Raw genomic sequence first — 2,255 nt, 5'->3', positions numbered from 1 at the left:
ACTCTACGATTACATGGTCAAATGTATGAAAGAACTGGCAAAGCCAGAGCCTGATATTAACTCTCTTCTGCCTTGGAACGTCTCACACTGAAATTAAAACGCCCCGTGGGATTATGGGGCGCATACGTTCTATTGGATTCAACTCCGGAGAATAGGGCGGGAGTTTGATGACACTGAGGCTTTGAAAGTCAGGGGTGATTTGCACTCGTAGTTTTGGTGACATATCAGATTCCTTATAAGTAGTGATAATTATAAGGCTTAAATACCATCCAAGTTAACCGTACCATTACAGCGATTTGCTTCAAGAGCCACTAAGGTTTGTTGCTCCATTGATTTGGGCTTGGTGTATTTTATTCCTATCTGGAGCGCCGCATTAGCGATGGCAAAAATACGTAGGTTTTAACTGTATCTATTGAAGGTAGAGAATTTAATGGATAGAATTACCATTAATGACTATCTGGCTAGAGACAGTGATTGACAGCAAATCAACAGCAAGAGTAACAATATGTGGATATTTGATCATCGAGCAGATAAGCAGTTACATAACCTGCAGACAAATGACTATAGAAAACTAGATAATATAGAGAGTGACCTACTGAAGTTATTGCTTACCAATCAAGGCAAAACGGTAACAAAGGCGCAAATATTCACATATGTATGGCCAAACAAAGTTGTTTCTGAGTCCAGTATTACACAAGCCATAACTAAGTTAAGGCAGTCTTTAAGTGACAATGCTAACGAACAGAATGTTATCAGAACAATACCCAAATGGGGCTATTGTCTTATGCCAAACACTGTTAAATTAGTAGCAGAGGAAAAAGCAGAAACAGATACAGCGATAAAAAAATACTCAGTAAGTTGGCTGTTGATAAGTGGGTTTACATTTTTGTTGTTTATAAACATTTTATTATTCCATTTCTTATTTGTCGCTCCTGATAGCGCTAAGTCCATGAGTTTTTATTCATTCAAGGTGAGAAGTAACAATTTTTACGTTGAAAAAAATGACAGAGTAAGTAGTCAGTTGGTAGAGGCTATTATCCATAAAAAGAATCTCACTAATGTCAATTTCTATATAACTTCTAATCAAAGTCGACTTTACATTGCATGTTACAAGTTGATACCAAACAACGATCAGCAAAGAAGTTATAATTTTTCAGTTGATATAAATCGTGTCCTTGAGGATGTTGGTAATGAAGTGTTGGAAGTATGTCAATAAAACCATAGGAATCTTGAGTCTACTACTCATTATTACGTTGCTAATACAGTTCTACCTTGCTACTTCTTTCACACCTAGCTTTGTTAATAAGACTGAGACTGTCATTAGTAAAGTTGTCCTTACGTATGGCGAGGAAAAACAAGATTCTCGGTATAGAGAGGTAAGCTATACACTGGTTCCTTTTTTTCTCAACCGATATGAACTACTTGCAAATATTAAATTTGATAGTGGTGAGTCTGTAAAAACGCAATTTTTAATCACATTCTGGCCATTTAATGAATATTCGATTAAATTTATCAGTAAGCTTGTCGATAAAGAACAGGTAAGATTTTTTGATAGGCCAGAACAGCATATTCTATTTGATGGTGGGGATGAGGAATTTCAAGTACTACCAAGCGATGCAAGACAATACTGCTATGTTCAATTATCTGACCAAGCAATTCAGTGTGTAGACGTAAATAGTATAAATGGAAACAAATAATAACGTAGTGCTTTGCAGGTATTGCTCAGGACAGATTTACACTCAGTAACTCCGTTATGATAACATCATAACTCATCATAACTCATCATAACTCATCATAACTCATCATAACTCATCATAACTCATCATAACTCATCATAACTGGCAAACCTCTTATGAAAACATTAAAGGATACATCATGTGGGTATTTGACCCAACAGCTCGGAGACAACTGTCACATCTAAGCCACGAAAAGAGTAAGAAGCTCAAGTCTACTGATAGCAAAATTTTAGAACTTCTGCTCCATAATCAAGGAGCTGTGGTTTCTAAAGAGTGTATTTTACAAGAGGTATGGGGTGTAATGATCCAGCTTTTTTGGAGAGTTTTTAAGCCACTTTTTGCATTTGTTGGTATTTTTCATTTGGCGTTAAATAATCAATCCCACTATGACTTTAATGCCGATCAGTTAAGGCCAAAGTGATCGGTTGAACGATCCTTCAGAGCTGTCAAAATCCAAGTGTATTTAATGCACTTGGATTTTTTTATGGATGTTTCTCAAGCTCTAAACATAATTAATGA

At 36.1% G+C, this 2,255-nt stretch carries 2 protein-coding genes and 1 pseudogene; all 3 read left to right on the top strand.

All coding sequences use genetic code 11. The annotated features are described in order from the left end of the window. Positions 1 to 505 precede the first annotated feature (505 nt). Complete coding sequence (locus EXZ60_RS18755) at positions 506 to 1,216, top strand: winged helix-turn-helix domain-containing protein (RefSeq protein ID WP_171981687.1); 711 nt, start codon at positions 506 to 508, stop codon at positions 1,214 to 1,216. Beyond that, a complete protein-coding gene (locus EXZ60_RS18750) occupies positions 1,170 to 1,697 on the top strand; it encodes a hypothetical protein (protein ID WP_019282908.1) in 528 nt (175 codons plus the stop codon). The genes EXZ60_RS18755 and EXZ60_RS18750 overlap by 47 nt, the downstream gene beginning before the upstream one ends. A gap of 178 nt (positions 1,698 to 1,875) precedes the next feature. Beyond that, positions 1,876 to 2,022, top strand: a pseudogene (locus tag EXZ60_RS18745) (transcriptional regulator); the annotation flags it as partial. Positions 2,023 to 2,255: the final 233 nt, after the last annotated feature.

It is taken from the genome of Vibrio sp. 1151_11 (assembly GCF_029478525.1).
GTDB classification, from domain to species: domain Bacteria; phylum Pseudomonadota; class Gammaproteobacteria; order Enterobacterales; family Vibrionaceae; genus Vibrio; species Vibrio anguillarum.
This window is presented reverse-complemented; position numbering and strand designations above follow the sequence as displayed.